A 17,643-nucleotide genomic window follows, 5' to 3' on the forward strand; every position below is an offset into this window, starting at 1 on the left:
TTGATCGAGGATTTATTGTTAAACAAGTAATTAATGAAAAGGATGTTAAATCTTTTTTATAAGATAGATGATACATACCGATATTTAATAAAGGAAAGAAAGGGAAAGTAACTATTGTTAGCTTTATGAGAATTGGGAACTAATAAAACATATGTAGGTTTTGGTATGGAAAAGGAAATAGTGTGTATTTAAATGAATGCAAAGTTTATGGAGGAACAATCATGTTGAATTATGGTGTGAAGATGAAAAAGTTGCTATTAGTGGCAGCTATAATAGTAAGCGTATTAAGTATGGAAAGTATGATGAATTATCATGCGGCCAAAGCTAAGGTGAAAAAAGTAGAACATCAGCCTAAAAATATAATTATGATGGTTATGGACGGAACGAGTTCAACGGCGACAACATTGGCTCGCTGGTATAAAGGGGCACCGCTTACGTTAGATCAAATTGTAACAGGAGGAGTTCGTACGTTTTCGGCGGAATCAGCTATTACAGACTCAGCGCCAGCAGCAACAGCATTAGCAACTGGAAATAAATCGAATTCAGGATATGTAGGCGTACTACCTTCTATTGTAAGTTCGCCTAGCTTAAAGCCAATAAAAGAAGAGGACAAGTTACGGCCGGTCGCAAACGTATTGGAAGGTGCAAAACGTACTGGCCGTGCAACTGGAATTGTTGCTACATCTGAAATTCAGCATGCTACTCCGGCGGGATTCTCGGCTCACCATGTCAATCGCAAGCAATTTGACGTAATTGCGAAGCAGCAAGTATATCAAAATATAGATGTCGTATTAGGCGGGGGAAAAGCGGCGCTGTTACCTATGAAAAGTAATGGAATCCGAAAAGATGGTGAAAATTTAGTAAAGGTGATTCAAAACAAAGGATACGATTTTGTTGAAACGAAAGATGCGTTATTGAACTCCAAATCTAATAAAATTTGGGGCTCTTTCTCACATCATGCTCTTGCGTTTGATACGGATCGTATAGCAACAAACCCAGAACAACCAACACTTTCTCAAATGACAGAAAAAGCAATTCAAACATTATCAAAAGATAAAGATGGTTTCTTTTTATTCATAGAAGGTAGTAAGCCTGATTGGGCAGCCCATGCTAATGATCCAATTGGGATGATTAGTGATATATTGGCATTTGATGAAGCGGTAGCAAAGGCGTTACAATTTGCGAAGAAAGATGGGGATACGATGCTCATCGCTTTAACTGATCATGGTAACAGCGGCATCTCTATAGGGAATAGGAATACGACAAAAGGATACAATACTACACCGGTTTCTGCATACATTGATCCATTGAAAAAGGCGAAAATGACACTTGAAGGAACTATAAATAAACTGAAATCTGATTTATCAAATGTAGAAGATGTAGCTAAACTATACGGTTTGGATAATCTAACTCATGATGAAAAAGAAAAATTAAAAGCGGCAAAAAAGAAAATGGATGTAGGACGAATTCTTACTACATTATTGGCTAATCGTGCAAATATCGGCTTTACGACAGGAGGACATACAGGTGAGGATGTATTCTTACATTCTTATGGACCTCAAAAACCAGAAGGCTTAATCCAAAATACAGACATTGCGAAGACGATGGCGAAAGCGATGGGCTTTAACTTAGAAGAAGTAACGAATAAAATATTTTTAGAGAGTGAACAAGCCTTTAAGAAGATCGGTGCAACTGTAACAGCCAACAAAACCGAAGGAGCAAACCCGTTACTCGTAGTAAAACATAATAAAGTAGAAGCACAATTATTTGGTAACAAAAATATAATTCGTATCAATGGTAAAGGGTATGAATTAAGAAGTATTATTGTAGAGAGTAATGGAAAGTGCTATGTACCAGAAGAAGCAATTCAACTATTTGTAAAGCATTCTCGTTAAAAAATTGCCAACCAGTTAAGCTAACTGGTGGCAATTTTTTGTGTTTATTCTAAATGTAAGTGTTCGAATTGTTTTGTAAAGTTTTCCATATGAGACTGGTATCAATGTTAAAGGGAAAGTATAGTTTTTTCTTACATTAAAAAATTTCGTTTTGTAGAATAAGAAGTTATACATATAGTAAAGTCTAATGGGTTATCAATTAATATTTACGAAAAATATATTAATACTTTAGAATTTCTTTAATGTTCATTATTTTTTATTTAAGGTTATTCGTTATATTTATAATGTGTTTATTTCAATTTATTGTATTGAAGCTCAGTTTTATATAATTATAAAGCAATCATCAAAATAAAATCTCCACTAGAGTAAATTTATTATTTTTTTGCGGAAATTATTATGCAGTTAAGAAAACTGTAATTTATTGAATTAGAAATATATTAGAATTTAGTTGAAGAAAGAGAGAGGGAATAAAATGAATATAGTGCACTTACGTCCTAAACAGCGGTCTAAGTATCGCATTATGCTAGGTAAGTGGTATTACTCTACAAAGAGGCACATTCAGTGGTTAGCAGACGGAAAAACATATGCAAAAAGGTTCCAACAAGAAAAGCTACCTTGTACAGCAATTCAGCACCAAACAATATTACTTCGTAAGCTCAAAGATGTAGATATGTGGTATCAACAGAATAAGGTTGTTAATTTGAAAATTGCTGTTAAAAAACTAAATGGTATCGTCATTAGACCGGGAGAAACATTTTCTTACTGGCGTTTAATAGGTAAGCCAACGAGGAAAAAAGGGTATGTAGAAGGTATGGTATTACACTACGGATCTTTTCAATCAGGTATTGGAGGAGGTCTTTGTCAGCTTTCAAATTTAATATATTGGATGACTCTACATACACCACTGACAGTAACCGAACGATATCGTCATAGCTTTGATGTCTTTCCTGATTCTAGGCGAACTCAACCGTTTGGGAGTGGGGCAACTTGTTCCTATAACTATTTGGATTTACAAATTAAAAATGAAACGGATCAACCGTATCAACTTCACCTTTATATGACAGATGAACATTTAGTTGGTGAATGGAGAACAGTCTATCCGCAACTTTATCAATATGAAGTGTATGAGAAAGAACACTCAATTCAACCTGCATACTGGGGCGGTTATATACGACATAATGTGATTCAACGTAAAGTATATAATCTACAGAAACAGTTAATAGAAGATCAATATGTAACAGAGAATCACGCTATAATGATGTACGAACCACTATTAGCTTGTAATAATGAGATTAGTGAGTAATATGGTAACCCATAGATTAAGTAGTATAGAAAATATTTAATTCTTATTTTTACTAAAAAAGTTCACTGTTATTTATAGGTGAGTTTGTTTTTCTATCTTATGTATTTCACCCTGCATAAAAAATATTTCTCAACATTTTATTTGTTGAAAAAGATTGAATATTCGTATTATAACGAATATTATGTTGTTATCGGCAAAAAACGATAATTTGCAGACACTGGGGAGGAAATACATTGAAAAAGAAAAAGAAATTAAAACCATTAGCGGTATTAACAACAGCAGCAGTACTAAGTAGTACGTTTGCTTTTGGAGGTCACGCAGCGTATGCTGAGACACCAACATCATCTCTACCAATAGATGAGCACTTAATACCGGAGGAGCGTTTGGCTGAAGCCCTAAAACAACGGGGGGTAATTGATCAATCTGCATCGCAAGCTGAGACGTCAAAGGCTGTCGAAAAATATGTTGAGAAAAAGAAAGGGGAAAACCCTGGGAAAGAAATCTTAACAGGAGATAGTCTTACGCAAGAAGCTTCTGATTTTATGAAAAAAGTAAAAGATGCAAAAATGAAGGAAAATGAACAGGCGCAGCAGCCTGAAGTAGGCCCGGTAGCTGGACAAGGTGCAGCATTGAACCCTGGGAAATTAAATGGAAAAGTACCTACTACATCAGCGAAGCAAGAAGAATACAATGGAGCTGTTCGAAAAGATAAAGTACTTGTTTTACTTGTAGAATTTAGCGATTTTAAGCATAACAATATTGATCAAGAGCCAGGATACATGTATTCTAAAGACTTTAATCGTGAACATTATCAAAAAATGTTATTTGGTGATGAACCATTTACTTTATTTGATGGATCGAAGATTAACACATTTAAGCAATATTATGAAGAACAATCTGGTGGTAGCTACACAGTTGATGGGACTGTAACAGAATGGCTTACTGTTCCAGGAAAAGCATCAGATTATGGTGCTGATGCAGGTACTGGGCATGATAACAAGGGGCCTTTAGGACCAAAAGATTTTGTGAAAGAAGCATTAAAAGCAGCGGTAGCAAAAGGAGTCAATTTAGCAGACTATGACCAATTTGATCAATACGATCAAGATGGTGATGGAAATAAAAATGAGCCAGATGGCATTATTGATCATTTAATGGTTGTACATGCTGGCGTTGGTCAAGAAGCTGGCGGCGGTAAATTGAAAGATGATGCGATTTGGTCACATCGTTCAAAACTAGGTTCAAAACCATATGCAATTGATGGCACGAAATCTTCTGTTTCGAACTGGGGCGGAAAGATGGCTGCATATGATTATACAATCGAGCCTGAAGACGGGGCAGTTGGTGTGTTTGCACATGAGTATGGCCATGATTTAGGCTTACCAGATGAATATGATACAAAGTACTCAGGACAAGGTGAACCTGTTGAGTCATGGTCTATTATGAGTGGTGGTAGCTGGGCTGGAAAAATTGCAGGAACAGAGCCAACGAGTTTCTCACCACAAAATAAAGAGTTTTTCCAAAAGAATATGAAGGGGAACTGGGCGAATATCCTTGAAGTGGATTATGACAAACTTAGCAAAGGAATCGGTGTTGCGACATATGTAGATCAAAGTAATACAAAATCTAAACGACCTGGAATCGTTCGTGTTAACTTGCCGGACAAAGATATAAAAAATATCGAATCAGCGTTTGGTAAGAAGTTCTATTACAGTACAAAAGGAAATGACATTCATACAACACTTGAGACACCAGTATTTGACTTAACAAATGCAAAGGATGCTAAGTTCGATTATAAGGCATTTTACGAACTTGAAGCGAAGTATGATTTCCTTGACGTATATGCGATTGCAGAAGATGGAACGAAGACACGCATTGATAGAATGGGCGAAAAAGATGTAAAAGGCGGCGCGGATACAACTGATGGTAAGTGGGTTGATAAATCATACGATTTAAGCCAATTCAAAGGAAAAAAAGTAAAACTGCAATTTGAGTACTTAACAGATATTGCAGTAGCTTATAAAGGGTTTGCGTTAGATAATGCAGCATTAACTGTAGATGGAAAAGTTGTTTTCTCTGATGATGCAGAAGGTCAGCCAGCAATGACGTTAAAAGGCTTTACTGTGTCTAACGGATTTGAACAGAAAAAACATAATTACTATGTAGAGTGGAGAAATTACGCTGGTTCTGACACTGCGTTACAACATGCACGTGGCCCAGTATTTAATACAGGAATGGTTGTATGGTATGCGGATCAAAGCTTTACAGATAACTGGGTAGGCGTTCATCCAGGTGAAGGGTTCTTAGGAGTAGTAGATTCTCATCCAGAGGCAATTGTAGGGACATTAAACGGACAACCTACTGTGAAGAGCAGTACGCGTTACCAAATTGCCGATGCGGCATTCTCATTTGATCAAACACCAGCATGGAAAGTAAATTCACCAACTCGCGGTATCTTCGATTATAAAGGATTACCAGGAGTGGCAAAATTTGATGATTCTAAGCAATACATCAACAGCATTATTCCTGATGCAGGACGTAAGTTACCGAAACTAGGACTGAAGTTTGAAGTGGTAGGCCAAGCTGAAGACAAGTCTGCAGGTGCAGTGTGGCTTCATCGATAAAATAAGGTAAAACGAAGAGGAGCTGCGATAAGTCGGTGAAACTGACTTATCGCAGCTTTTTTCTTCTTGTGAAAAAACTTGCTGTTTTTTTATGTACTTATTGGAAAAATTCGAAGTTTCTTTTATAAATAAAATACTCCGCCTGTCCAATTATAGAAGCTATTTTGGGCGTAAGTAATTTGTAAGTAATGAGTAAGAAAAAAGAGATTTTCATAGTATATAATATTTATTATAGCTACTTTTAACACCTGATACTAATAGTGTGCTATAATATGAATTAGCAACAAAAAGGAAAGGAATTAGAACAATGACCTTAGAAAATACTAAAAATTTAAAAAAACAAGTTGCTCCTTTTGAAAAATCAACGATTAAAAAAAGTGTTTGGCAACTGATCAACACAATCGTGCCATTTATTATTTTATGGTATCTTGCTTATAAAAGTTTGTCAGTTTCTTATTGGTTAACATTAGTTCCAGCACTGTTAGCCGCTGGATTTATGACAAGAATTTTCATTATTTTTCATGATTGCACCCATTATTCGTTCTTTAAAAGTCGACGTGCAAATAGAATAGTTGGAACGTGTATGGGTGTTTTAACATTATTCCCATTTGATCAGTGGGGGCATGAACATTCTATTCACCACGCTACGAGTGGTAATTTGGATAAGAGGGGTACAGGGGATATTTGGACGCTTACAGTTGATGAATATGTAGCTGCACCATTTAGACTTCGTTTAGCATATCGCTTATATCGCAATCCATTCGTTATGTTTGGATTAGGTCCGATTTATGTTTTCTTGCTTAAAAATAGATTTAACCGAAAAGGTGCAAGGCAGAAAGAACGTATGAATACTTATTTGACGAATATTATAATTGTTGCTGTAGTAGCTATACTTTGCTGGGCAATTGGGTGGCAATCGTTTCTGTTAGTACATGGTACTATATTCTTAATAGCAGGTTCAGTAGGGATTTGGCTGTTTTACGTACAGCACACATTTGAGGATTCTTATTTTGAAGAGGATAAAGATTGGGAATATGTGAAAGCGGCAGTGGAAGGAAGTTCTTTTTATAAGCTTCCTAAAATTTTGCAATTCTTAACTGGTAATATTGGATTCCATCATGTTCACCATTTAAGCCCAAGGGTACCTAACTATAAACTAGAAGAGGCACACAATAATACGCTTCCGTTAAAAAATGTACCAACGATTACGCTTGCTACAAGCTTACAATCACTACGTTTCCGTCTTTGGGATGAGAAAAGTAACAATTTTGTTAGCTTTAAAGATGTCAAAAATATAATTAAAAATAATGTTTCTGTTCGAGTGAAATCTGAACTATAATTGCATCGTATATAAAACTCCCCTTAATCATTTTCGATTTAAGGGGAGTTTGTGTTTAAAGAGTAGATGCCAGATAAGAGGAAAATTTACATAATTCAAATTGTAATTGAAGCAGATTAGGAATTGCTCGTACGTAAGTACAAATATAAGATGACAGTAAATGCATTATGTTAACAAATTCATAGTAAAAGGGGGGATCGTACAACATTATATCCAAAAATAAGAAAAGACTTGAACGAAAATTCCATTCATTTTTCTTGGTGTTCCGCATTCCATACACTTAAATAGGACGCATATTCTAATTCATCTGGATTCTCATGTAGCATAGAAATGAATTCTAATTTGTTTCCATCACAATCTAGAAAGTATACACTTGCAGCAGGCATCCACCTTTGGACAATTGGCTCTTGATTTCCTTTTCCTTGACTTCCTATCACTGCTATTCCACGTTCCTCTAACCACGCTTTAGAAGTCATTAAAAACTCTAAATTTACACCAAAAGCAAAATGTCTCGGCTCAAAGTCTTCAATGTTATGTACTTCCCATAGTCCAAGCATTTGTTGTTTATTTTCTCCGACCCAAAAGAAAGCCACTCTTCTTTTGGAGAGTTTTCTTGCTAACGTTAATCCTAGCTTGTTTTGATAGAAATTTATTGCCTTCTCTAAATTTCTTACATGTAAATGAGTTTCGTATATGTTCTGTATTATTATGATCATTCCTTTCTTTATTGGTAACTACCAATTGAATAGTGAATATAATTCTAAAGTTGAAATATGTATAAGCCTAGTAATGTACATCTATATCCGATATACCTATTTACTATTATATTGAAATTGGAATGTGATAAATCCCACTGAGGTAGTAAGTGTTTAAATGAACACTCTACTACTTTTGTAGGAAAGGGGATATATTCATTAAATTCAGATGAAATCATATTAAAATAATGAAAAAAGACCACACATGAAGTGAAACGCTATGTGTGGTCTTTTATGTATAGTCAAATATTACGAAGTCTCGCTAATTTTAGTTTCACTATGAGTGTTAGTAGAATTTCTTTTCTTAACTTTAAAGTGATAGTAAGTGTAGCAAAAGATGATAAATGGGACAGTGCAATAGATTCCAAGTCGTTGTTCTGGGATAAAAATAAGACTGATTAATATAATGCCATACAATCCAAAACCAAGAATTGGTACGAGTGGATAAAGTGGCGTTTTAAATTTTAAGTCTTCTAATTTTCCGCCGTCTGCTAAATAATGTTTGCGGAAAAAGAATTGAGAAACACAAATTGACATCCAAACAATAATGGTAATAACTCCGGAAATTGAAATGAGCCACAAGTAAACAGTTTCAGCAGCTACTACACTTGTCAAAAGAGAAAAAGCAGAAATAGCTATTGTCATGATTAAAGCGTTGAGAGGAATCCCACGTGATGATAATTTCTTTAAAAATGCTGGAGCCATTTCGTTTTTTGATAAAGACCAAAGCATTCGAGTAGCAGCGTATAGTCCTGAGTTTGCGACAGAAAGAACAGCAGTAAGAATAACAAAGTTCATAATATCAGCTGCATATGGAATACCGATATTATCAAAAACAGCAACGAATGGACTCTTTGTTAATCCAGCTTCTTCCCAAGGAATTAAAGCAACAAGAACAAAGATTGCTAAGACGAAGAAAAACATTGTGCGCCATATAATATTTCTAATAGAACGAGGTAAAGTTTTTGCTGGATCTTCACTTTCACCTGCTGCGATTCCGACAAGCTCTGTACCTTGGAAGGAATAATTGACTGTAACCATTGTTAATAGAATAGCTGCAAGTCCATTCGGAAATAAACCACCATGATTTACGAAATTTGAAAGAAGTGGAGCTGGTTCATCGCCTTTTAAATCAATAAAACCGAACATAGCGGCGCCACCAAGAATTATAAAAGCTATAATGGCAGATACTTTTATACTTGAAAACCAAAATTCTGTTTCTGCATAACTACGAGCAGATAATGCGTTAATAGTGAAGATGGTAACGCCAAATATTAAACACCAAACCCAAACAGGAATATCAGGAAACCAGCGCTGCATTGTAATACCGGCAGTTGTAAATTCAAGACCGGTCGTATTCGCCCAGCTTAACCAATACAACCATCCGATTGTAAAGCCAGTTGCAGGATTGATGAATTTAGTAGCATATTCCTGAAAAGAACCTGAAACAGGCATGGCTACAGCAAGTTCACCAAGACATAGCATAACGAAATACATTAATAATCCACCAGCAATAAAGGCAAGTACGGATCCACCAGGTCCAGCCTGACTTATAATAAAGCCAGATCCGTTAAATAACCCGGTTCCAATCACACCACCGAGTGCAATCATGAATAAGTGTCTACTTTTCATCGTACGTTTTAATTCATTGTTTGTATTGCTTACTTGCGCCATTGTTTTCCTCACTTTCGTAGTTGATAGAATAACGTTTGATGTTTTTCCGTATTATGGAATGTATTCCGTGATGTGAAATCTTGTTATAATTTTCAGATAATTAAAAAGAAAAGTCAATATTTTTTTGTTTGCGTTTTCAATTCGTTGTTAGTGATATGTTTTTATTGTTAGAAAATTAAATAAATAGATTGATTTCATTTCGAATGTTTGCTAAATTGATAGTTAATTAAGCGTACTAACATATTACGAGTAAAGTTGAGGCGAGTTATGGTACAGTCCATTGATCGAGCGATAAGTATTATTAAATTATTGAATTCTACAAATGAAAAAGAGTATTGGGCTATTTCTGATATAGCTGATGGAACACATCTCCCGGTTAGTACAGTACATAGATTACTTAACTCTCTAATGGAGCATGGGTTAGTTACACAAATTACAGAGACAAAACAGTACAAAATTGGACCAATGTGGATGGAAATAGGGTTGCGTCAATTGGAGAAGGTAGACTATAGATCTGTTGCAAGAGAAGTGATGAAACGTTTGGCTTCTGAAGTGGAAGAAAGTGTCTATTTGAATATTCCAAACGGAACACATTCTATTATCATTGAAAGAATTGATAGCCCTTTAAAAATTCGAGTTATCGATAATCTAGGAGAACAAATTCCACTTTCAATTGGTGCTGCAAATAAAACGATGCTTGCCAATATGAAAACGAATGAAATGGAACATATTGTAGAGTATTTACTTCCTTCATTACCAGAACAAAAGCAAATTCTTCTTAATCAAATAAAGCAAATAAAAAATGAAGGATATGCTGTCAGTTATGGTGAAAAAACAGAAGGGACAGCTTCAGTAGCTGCACCTATTATCGGATTTAATCATAAAGTAGTAGGAGCATTAAGTGTTGGGTTAATTAGTCATCGTATTAATGATGATCGACTATCTTTTCTTATTAGCAAGGTAAAACAAGCGGCTCATGAAATATCAATAAAAATCGGCAGTACATCAGAACTATAATTTTGATAGCTGTCGTCATTTTTTATTCATATACTGGAATTAGTTTTCATAATGCGGAAAATAGGGGGATTTATATGTCAAAGTGGCAATCAAAAGAACAATTGGTTCAATTATTAAGCAGTCTTGTTGAAATTCCTAGTATTACCGGTTCAGAAGCTGAAGTAATATTGCCAGACTTTGTTGTGGAACAATTATCTGACTTACAGTATTTCAAACAAAACCCGCACCATTTGCAAAAAAATCCGACAGGGGACGGACGATATTTTGTTACAGCACTAGTAAAGAAAAGCGATAGTACAAAAAATACTGTAATTCTAGTAAGTCACTTTGATGTTGTAGATGTACAAGATTACGGAATGTGGAAAGAAGATGCATTTAATCCTAAAAAGTTAACATCTATGTTTTATTCTCATAAAGATGAACTTCCAGACCATGTACGTGAAGATATAGAACATGGAGAATGGCTGTTTGGTAGAGGAACAATGGATATGAAATGCGGCCTCGCATTACAAATGGCAATGATTGAGCAAGCTTGCGAAGAAAGATTTGATGGGAATGTTCTTTTATTGGCTGTACCAGATGAAGAAGTAAACTCTGTAGGGATGAGAGCTGCTGTTCCAAGATTACTAGAGTTAGCAAGAGAACATGATTTAGAGTATAAAACGGTACTAAACTCAGAGCCTATGTTTTCAAGACATCCTGGTGACCAAAATAAGTATATTTACACTGGCTCTATTGGTAAAGTGTTACCTGGTTTTCTTTGCTACGGAAAAGAGACACATGTAGGTGAACCTTTTGCAGGGTTAAATGGGAGTTATATGGCTTCATTAATAACAGCAGAATTAGAGTTAAACACAGACCTTTGTGATATTGTAGAAGGGGAAGCGAGTCCTCCGCCAACTAACTTACTTCAAAGGGACTTAAAAGAGGATTATTCTGTACAAATTCCGCATCGTGCAGTTACATTATTTAATTTGTTTTTATTAGAAAAATCAATAACAGATGTAGTTTCATTGTTACGTCAAAAAGTAACGAAAGTAGCAGAGAAAATAGAAGAGTCGTATGAAAAACATGCATATCGTTTTTCTAAATATAATCCATTTATACCACCTAATCTCAAAGTAAATGTATTAACTTATGAAGAGCTTATCACATATGCAATTGAGCAACATGGACGAGAAAAAATAAATCATATTCAATCTAATATTATAAAAAATAGAGGAGATAAAGATGATCGTGCGGTAACGATTGATTTAGTAGATAAATTAGCGATTTTATGTAAAGAAAAGGCACCGATGATTGTACTTTTCTTCGCTCCGCCGTACTATCCAGCTGTGAGTTCACGTAACAATCCTTTAATAAAAGAGGTAGTTGTAGAAATGGAAAAGTATGCACACTACAATCATAAAATTACATTTGAAAACCAAAATTATTTTGGGGGGATTTCAGATTTAAGTTATGTAGGCTTGCAGTATCCACTGGATTCAATGAGTTCGCTTGTAGACAATATGCCATTATGGGATAAAGGTTATTCAATTCCGCTTCAGGAATTAGAAGAGTTTGATGTTCCAGTATTAAATATGGGGCCGGTAGGAAAAGATGCACATCAATGGACAGAACGTCTAGATGTAAACTACGCATTTGAAACGCTATTAGATATGTTACCGAAATGCATTGAAAAATTATTAGTTTCTAATAAAATTACACAATCATAGTAGGGAATAGGTAAGGGATAAAACAGAATCTGTAAAGAAGATTTGAATGAAATTATTTTAATATAATTAAAACTGAAACGGCCAAACTCAAGTATATATGAGTTTGGCCGTTTATCATGTAGTGAATTTCTAATTAAATTCATATGAATTCATAGCTAACGCGATCTCTTTTACAGTTTTACTTTTTAGTTTGACCAGATAGTTCAACAGATTTTTGCGTACAACGCTGCATAGCTGAAATAATCGCTGTTCTCAGTCCTTTTTCCTCTAATGTTGCTACAGCTTCTATTGTCGTTCCGCCAGGAGAACAAACCATATCTTTCAATTCACCTGGATGTATTCCTGTTTCTAGTACCATTTTTGCAGAGCCTAACACAGCTTGAGCAGCGAATTTATATGCTTGATTTCTTGGCATACCATCTAGTACAGCAGCATCTGCCATCGCTTCTATAATCATATATACATAAGCTGGTGAAGAACCACTTACAGATGTTACAACATCCATTAATTTTTCACTTACGATCTCTGTTTGACCAAAACTATTGAAAATGTTTAGTACATCTTCTAAATCTTTTTCTGTCACCATTTCATTAGGGCATAATGCAGACATTCCCTCTCCAACAAGAGCAGGAGTATTAGGCATTACTCTTACAACCTTTACTTTTTTATTAAAGGCATTTTCAGTACTTTCAATACTTTTCCCAGCAGCGATCGTTACGATGATAGCATCGTTTTTGATTACTTCTTTTATTTCATTAATTATTGACGCGTATAGGTCTGGTTTGATTGATAAAATTAAAATATCAGCATTTTTCGCTACTTCATTGTTGTCGGTAGTTGTAGTTAGTCCATATTTTTTACTAGCATTTTTTAAATTAGCAGTGTTTAAATCTGAACAAATAATTTGATTTGAAGACACTATATTTTTGTTTATCATTCCGCCAATCATAGCCATTCCCATATTTCCGCAACCGATGAATCCAATTTGTTTATCCATAATAACTCAATCTTGCTCCTTTTATAATCAATTATATCGGTTTGATATTATTTTCTTAGAATAAGAATAACATCCCTGTGCAATATAAAGAAACATTCTAAGAGAATATATTCCTTTTTGCAACACTAAAAGATAAAAATTAATTATATTCGACATTATGTAAATATATACACTATAATGTAAGGTTTTATGTTTATGAATATGAGTTAAACTTATATCATTTTGTATTTTCATTCAGTAGGGCGATAATTTCATACAAATAACTTGCGGCTCTATTTATTTTTAAAAATACCTCTTGACACCGAATCGAACTATATCGCATAATATAAAAAAATTAGATTGAAAATCGTTGAAGGGAATTAGTACATATGTCTTCTTGCGAAAGAGAGTGGAATTCACCGGCTGAAAGATTCCTCGTATAGAATATATCGAACCTATCCCTGAGTCTTAAATGAAAGTTTAGGCGTTCGCCTGCGTTATAGGCACCAAGTGGATATCTATGTATATCAATTAAGGTGGTACCGCGGAACAATGACCGTTTCGTCCTTTTTATTTTATTAAGGGCGAAGCGGTCATTTTTATTTTGCTCTTAAATACCTCATTGCAGCATTGATGAGAATAGATATAGTTACAAAGTGAATGAAGTGTAATTTATAAAAAACTTTGATTTTAGACTTGGGGGATAAAAAAGTGAAAAAACAACGAGTTGTTGTAAAGATTGGGAGTAGTTCCTTGGCAGATAGTCACGGAGGCATCTCTACAGAACAGCTTTCAGATCACGTTGCCGCATTGGCTCGGTTGAAAGAAGATGGGCACGAGGTTGTGTTAATTACATCTGGAGCCGTCGCTGCAGGTTTTTCAGCGCTAGGATATCCTAGCAGACCTGTAACGATTAAAGGGAAACAGGCTGCAGCAGCTGTCGGACAAAGTTTGTTAATGCAGGCGTACACGGAGGAATTCCGTAAATATGGCATCGTTACTGCGCAACTTTTGCTGACGAGGAGTGATTTTTCTAGAAAAGAACAATATAGTAATGCTTACGCTACGTTAGGAGAATTATTAAACCGCTCCGCTCTTCCAATTATTAATGAAAATGATTCCATCTCTTTAGAGGAGCTGACGTTCGGTGATAATGATATGCTGTCAGCTTTAGTAAGCGGGCTTGTTTCGGCGGATATGCTTATGATCTTTACGGATGTGAACGGGTTATATGACAAAAATCCTCAGAAAAATGCGGATGCAAAAAAATATTATTTTCTTCCTGAAGTTACGGAAGAAATTTCTTCTCTTGCAGGAGATGCTGGCTCAAAACTTGGGACTGGCGGTATGAAATCAAAAATCGACGCTGCAAAGACAGCGCTCTCTCTTGGTGTGAGTGTATTTATCGGAACAGGACGTGGACAGGAAAAGTTTGTAGATGTTTTGAAGGGTAAGGGTGATGGAACGTATGTTGGTAATGCTCCTCAAAAAGAAATGAAGATGAACAAGCAATGGATTGCCTTACATTCGCTTGTTAGCGGACAAATTGAAGTAGATGCTGGGGCAGCTACTGCCATCATTCAGCATGGTAAGAGTTTACTTCCAGCTGGTGTTACGAATGTATCAGGATTTTTCCAAGTGGGTGAAGTTGTAGAGGTTGTAACGCAACAAGGGCGCGTAATAGGAAAAGGACAATGCACATATAGTGCAGAGGAACTAATAGATGTAAAAGGTATGCAAAGCCAAGATATTCAAGTAAGAGGCGAGAGACATAGTTATGAAGTCATCCATAGGGATCATTGGGTTTCACTTTAAAAAGGAGGAAATAAAAATGAATGAAGTGTTGGCAAAGGGGATAAAAGCAAAAGAGGTTGCTAGAGAGCTTGTGCTTAAATCTACAGAGCAAAAAAACGAAGCACTTTCCGCAATAGCTGATCAGTTAATATTAGAAACAGCTTATATTTTAGAAGAAAACAAGAGGGATATTGAAGAAGGTAAGGCAAAAGGATTTTCTGATTCACTCCTTGATCGTCTTCTGCTAACTGAAAATCGTATTATTGATATGACAGAGGGGATTAAGCAGCTAATTGAATTACGTGATCCTGTAGGAGAATGTGTAAGTGCATGGGAAAGGCCAAATGGACTATCTATTCAGGAGATGCGCGTACCACTTGGTGTTGTCGGGATGATTTATGAGGCAAGACCGAATGTAACTGTTGATGCTGCTACAATTTGTTTAAAAACAGGAAACGCAGTAATACTACGTGGTAGTTCTTCTGCTATCCATTCTAACAAAGCCATCGTTAGCGTTATTCACCGGGCGCTTAAGCAAACTAGCTTGCCTTCAGAAAGTGTACAGCTCATAGAAGATACAACGAGAGATAGTGCAAAACAGTTGTTTACATTGAACGAGTACTTGGATGTTCTTATACCAAGAGGTGGCAAACAATTAATCGATACTGTTGTGAGAGAAGCGTCTGTTCCAGTACTTGAAACAGGTGCGGGAAATTGTCATATATTCATTGATGAAACAGCAGATAAACAAATGGCGTTTAATATTATTATAAATGCAAAAACACAGCGCCCATCTGTATGTAATGCAATTGAGACGATTGTACTTCATGAGAATTGGGCAGAGCAATATGGTAGCGAGTTGTTTTCTTCCTTGAAGGAAAGAGGAGTGGAGCTACGTGGTGATAATAAAGCAGTGGCGATTGATTCTTCTATCTTACTTGCGACAGAAGAAGACTGGGAAACTGAGTTTTTATCTCTCACACTAGCAGTGAAAATGGTTTCCACTGTTGAAGAAGCGATTCATCATATAAATACGTATGGATCTATGCATTCTGAAGCAATTATTACTGAAAACGAGGAAAACGTCAGCAAGTTTTTTACTTCTGTAGATGCCGCGGCACTTTATCATAATGCATCGACTCGTTTTACAGATGGATCCGAATTTGGATTCGGAGCGGAAATTGGTATCAGTACACAAAAGTTACACGTAAGAGGACCAATGGGGCTTCCAGCATTAACTTCTACAAAATATGTGATTCGTGGAAATGGACAAATTCGAAAATAATAATAAAAGACACTCAATTGGCTTGGGTGTCTTTTATTATTAAAATTAATTACCATACAAATAGCCCAACGAGCATAGCACTTAATAAAGAAACAGCCATCCCGCTAACAAGAAGCTTCCAAACATTTTTACCGATGACTGATGATTTTTCTCCTCCAAATAATGAATTGTAAGTTCCGTAAATCATACCTACTGTACTAAAGTTAGCAAAAGAAGCTAGAAATGTCGTTGCAACCGCAACCGTATGCGGTTGTAGCGACTTTAAGTTTGATTTTAAATCCATCATTGCAACAAATTCATTCGTCGTTATTTTAATCCCCATTAATTCAGCTACATACATAGTATCACTGCCTGATAAACCGAGTAAAAATGCAAAAGGACTAAAGATAATGGAGAAGATTTTTTGAATTGTTAACCCCGTTACAAAAAATCCTAAAATCCCATTTAAACATGCTGTTAAAGCTACATAACCAATTACCATAGCTAAAATAACGATAACCATATTCATCCCAACTAACATACTGTTTGAAATAGTAGAAAAGAAATCCTTTTTTTCATGTTTTGAAGGTGTGTAAACAACGTCTTCTTCTTTCGAAACTTCCACAGGATTTAATACATTGGCTAAAATTAATGCGTTAATACAGTTTAATGGGATTGCGCTGAAAATATATGTTGCTGGAACCATTGATAAATAAGCACCAAGAATGGATCCGCTAACGCTACTCATACTCATAATTCCAAAAGTTAATAATCGATTTTCTTTTAAAACAGATAATTGATCACGAACAACCGCAAGTGCTTCGGTGTTTCCTAAAAACATCATTTGAATCGAAAAGAAACTTTCTAACTTTGGTAAACGAGAAATCTTTGAAATAACTGCACCTACTTTATCAATAATCCAAGTTAAGATTCCGAAATAAGAAAGAATATCGAAAAAAGTAATAACAAAAATGATAGGAAGTAACGCACTAAAGAAGAAATCAATGTGCTGACTTTCCATAGCTGAAGGAAATGCAAATCGAATACCTTCATTCGCACATGCTAGTAGCCAACTGAAAAATGACGCAATTTTATTAATGATAATACTGCCGAGCTTTGTGCCTAACATAAACCACGTAATAAAAAGCTCCAATAGGATGAGAATTACAATTGGTCTCCATTTTATATGTTTTTTATTAGGCGAACATAAGAAAATGATTAATATGACAACGAAAATCCCTAACATATTCAATATGAAATACATGTCAACAACTCCTTGAGAGTTATTAT

Annotated in this window: 12 protein-coding genes and 1 other annotated feature; of the genes, 8 read left to right on the forward strand and 4 right to left on the reverse strand. The window is 35.4% G+C overall.

Annotated elements, in window-relative coordinates; genetic code table 11:
- Positions 1–221: 221 nt before the first annotated feature.
- From ACTFN4_RS14455 to ACTFN4_RS14470, 4 genes are all read left to right on the forward strand, one after another.
- The gene (locus tag ACTFN4_RS14455) at positions 222–1,895 is read left to right on the forward strand and encodes an alkaline phosphatase (RefSeq protein ID WP_000935912.1); all 1,674 of its coding nucleotides are present in this window, start codon (positions 222–224) and stop codon (positions 1,893–1,895) included.
- A 472-nt stretch (positions 1,896–2,367) separates the two neighbouring features.
- Positions 2,368–3,198, forward strand: a complete 831-nt coding sequence (locus tag ACTFN4_RS14460) for a VanW family protein (RefSeq protein ID WP_001028236.1) — start codon at positions 2,368–2,370, stop codon at positions 3,196–3,198.
- Positions 3,199–3,431: 233 nt separating this feature from the next.
- Positions 3,432–5,819: an immune inhibitor A domain-containing protein gene (locus tag ACTFN4_RS14465; RefSeq protein WP_439962481.1), complete on the forward strand. Its 2,388-nt coding sequence runs from the start codon at positions 3,432–3,434 to the stop codon at positions 5,817–5,819.
- A 307-nt stretch (positions 5,820–6,126) separates the two neighbouring features.
- A complete protein-coding gene (locus ACTFN4_RS14470) occupies positions 6,127–7,158 on the forward strand; it encodes a fatty acid desaturase (protein WP_000171504.1) in 1,032 nt (343 codons plus the stop codon).
- Positions 7,159–7,406: 248 nt separating this feature from the next.
- Here ACTFN4_RS14470 and ACTFN4_RS14475 read toward each other — a convergent pair whose 3' ends face one another.
- A complete protein-coding gene (locus ACTFN4_RS14475) occupies positions 7,407–7,865 on the reverse strand; it encodes a VOC family protein (RefSeq protein ID WP_025687456.1) in 459 nt (152 codons plus the stop codon).
- A 297-nt stretch (positions 7,866–8,162) separates the two neighbouring features.
- Positions 8,163–9,587, reverse strand: a complete 1,425-nt coding sequence (locus ACTFN4_RS14480; RefSeq protein ID WP_000079991.1) for an amino acid permease — start codon at positions 9,585–9,587, stop codon at positions 8,163–8,165.
- A 267-nt stretch (positions 9,588–9,854) separates the two neighbouring features.
- On the opposite strand from ACTFN4_RS14480, the gene ACTFN4_RS14485 reads away from it, so the two are divergent.
- Positions 9,855–10,604 (forward strand): IclR family transcriptional regulator, encoded by a 750-nt coding sequence (locus ACTFN4_RS14485; RefSeq protein WP_000250758.1) that lies wholly within the window; start codon positions 9,855–9,857, stop codon positions 10,602–10,604.
- A gap of 74 nt (positions 10,605–10,678) precedes the next feature.
- Positions 10,679–12,319 (forward strand): M20/M25/M40 family metallo-hydrolase, encoded by a 1,641-nt coding sequence (locus ACTFN4_RS14490; protein ID WP_439962482.1) that lies wholly within the window; start codon positions 10,679–10,681, stop codon positions 12,317–12,319.
- 178 nt (positions 12,320–12,497) lie between these two features.
- Here ACTFN4_RS14490 and proC read toward each other — a convergent pair whose 3' ends face one another.
- On the reverse strand, positions 12,498–13,316 hold the full coding sequence (proC, locus tag ACTFN4_RS14495) for a pyrroline-5-carboxylate reductase (protein WP_439962483.1): 819 nt from the start codon (positions 13,314–13,316) through the stop codon (positions 12,498–12,500).
- Positions 13,317–13,656: 340 nt separating this feature from the next.
- Positions 13,657–13,867, forward strand: a binding site (T-box leader).
- A 139-nt stretch (positions 13,868–14,006) separates the two neighbouring features.
- Here proC and proB point away from each other — a divergent pair.
- The gene (gene proB / locus ACTFN4_RS14500) at positions 14,007–15,110 is read left to right on the forward strand and encodes a glutamate 5-kinase (protein WP_000744803.1); all 1,104 of its coding nucleotides are present in this window, start codon (positions 14,007–14,009) and stop codon (positions 15,108–15,110) included.
- A 16-nt stretch (positions 15,111–15,126) separates the two neighbouring features.
- Positions 15,127–16,374 carry a glutamate-5-semialdehyde dehydrogenase gene (locus ACTFN4_RS14505; RefSeq protein WP_400154794.1) on the forward strand — a complete coding sequence of 416 codons (1,248 nt, stop codon included), beginning with the start codon at positions 15,127–15,129 and terminating at the stop codon, positions 16,372–16,374.
- Positions 16,375–16,423: 49 nt separating this feature from the next.
- On the opposite strand, the gene ACTFN4_RS14510 is transcribed toward ACTFN4_RS14505, so the two are convergent.
- The gene (locus ACTFN4_RS14510) at positions 16,424–17,617 is read right to left on the reverse strand and encodes a NupC/NupG family nucleoside CNT transporter (RefSeq protein WP_439962484.1); all 1,194 of its coding nucleotides are present in this window, start codon (positions 17,615–17,617) and stop codon (positions 16,424–16,426) included.
- Between the last annotated feature and the right edge of the window lie 26 nt (positions 17,618–17,643).

The sequence above is a fragment of the Bacillus cereus group sp. MYBK95-2 genome (genome assembly GCF_051915225.1).
Classification (GTDB): Bacteria; Bacillota; Bacilli; order Bacillales; family Bacillaceae_G; genus Bacillus_A; species Bacillus_A cereus.